Below are 1,652 nucleotides of genomic sequence, written 5' to 3' on the forward strand. Positions count from 1 at the left end.
AAAGCGGGATATGTAACAGTAGATGTATCATATACGGAAGGCTCTATTACAAAAACGACATACAAAAACATCAAAGTTGAACCTAGGTTTGACATTACCTTCCACACGGTATTGGATGTCGGTGAAACTCATCAAACTACATCAAGAGTTTATTACGAAATCAATAACCCAGAGATTGTAACAAACAATGTGAATTATTCCTCTTCCAATCCATCGGTAGCAACCATCAGTCGTACTGGTTATATTAAAGCTATTGCACCGGGAAGAACGACTATCAAAGCTACAACCACTGATAAAGTATTCGGTAAAACATTGGTAGATTCATACGAATTGACTGTTGAATAGCTTAGTTGTTGAATACTGTACAATCCTATCTTGAAAATGTGAACATGAAATCACGCCTCATTAAATAAACAGAGGTGTTATAGAATCCGCTTTGGGATGGGTAGAGAAGTTTGATTCAACGTTTAAGCGGATCAAGCTAAAAAACGATGAGGATTTTTGGTGGATACCTGTAGAAGATGTGATTAGTGTAAAAGCCTAGTCCGGTGATTCTTTTAATTACATAGACTGTATTGCCTGCGGGAACAGGGATACAGAACAACCCTTTAACGGATTACCGAAAAAGGGTTGTTCTTTTTTATATAGAATACGGTAATTGCGATCAGCATTAAATAAAAAGGAGGAGAGTCATGAAACGTCTGGACAATCATGGTGTAGGCACAGGTTCTTTAGGACCGGTAGAAGGAAATCGAATTTTAGAACGTATGGGACCACCAGAAGGAAATTAATAGTTGTTAAGTTAAGGCTCCCTGTATGGGGAGCTTTTTTCGTCAAAACCTCCATTTACTCGTCAAAGGATTCGACAAGCTCTGTAGTGAAGTGAGCAATGGGGTGATTTTTATGATCTGCTATCTGAAAGCTATCCTGGTCATGTTGGACATGTCACAGCAGGAGTTGGCTGACACACTTGAAGTAAGTCGAAATACTATCACAAGCCTTGCAAGGAATAAGTCAGTGCCTAATCTAGCGTTGGCTTACGATATAGTAGATGTATTGAATGCACGAGCTGCTGAACAGGGATTACAAAAGCGATGGACAGTTGAACAAATTTGGGATAGAAAAAAATCACAGTTGGACATGCAAAATCAAAGTTAACTGTGCATACACTTTACCATCAAGAGTAAGGAGCTGGTGCAGATGTGGATCGTCCATCAACGTATGGCAGAGCTTTGGTTTATCAATAAGACAAGGGGGCTTACTGACTCAGAAATGACAGAAATGAGCCATTGTCTGAGTGCAAACGCTCAAAGAGCTTGGGAGATTGCAAAACTCAAAAACTTATCTTTTATCGCCAGTATGACGAACGACGCGGATTGGCAGCATGAGTTATGTTCAAGGATAGAGAAGATAGAGGAGTTGAAAAAGGAATAAGCCCCCTTCATTTTAAAACGAGGTATGCTCTCAAATACAACTAAACAGTAACCAAAATCTATGCTCAAAAATTTGCCCACAAAATTGCCCACAATTTGCCCACAATTTTTTGAAAAGCGATGATATAATCTGAAATTACAAAACCTGTAAAACATTGATTTAACGCGTATTTTTGAATTGGAAAACATTGTTTGATTAGAGGGAGTATGTTCCGCACG

General features: G+C 38.8%; 3 protein-coding genes. All 3 read left to right on the top strand.

Annotated elements, in window-relative coordinates:
* A partial coding sequence (locus QZ995_RS23580) for an Ig-like domain-containing protein (protein WP_301812378.1) occupies positions 1–345 on the top strand: 345 nt, incomplete at its 5' end.
* A 558-nt stretch (positions 346–903) separates the two neighbouring features.
* On the top strand, positions 904–1,158 hold the full coding sequence (locus QZ995_RS23585; protein ID WP_035318190.1) for a helix-turn-helix transcriptional regulator: 255 nt from the start codon (positions 904–906) through the stop codon (positions 1,156–1,158).
* Between the two features lie 42 nt (positions 1,159–1,200).
* On the top strand, positions 1,201–1,434 hold the full coding sequence (locus QZ995_RS23590; RefSeq protein ID WP_301812382.1) for a DUF7667 family protein: 234 nt from the start codon (positions 1,201–1,203) through the stop codon (positions 1,432–1,434).
* The last annotated feature ends 218 nt before the right edge of the window (positions 1,435–1,652 follow it).

The organism is Brevibacillus laterosporus, from assembly GCF_030489605.1.
Taxonomy (GTDB): domain Bacteria; phylum Bacillota; class Bacilli; order Brevibacillales; family Brevibacillaceae; genus Brevibacillus_B; species Brevibacillus_B laterosporus_E.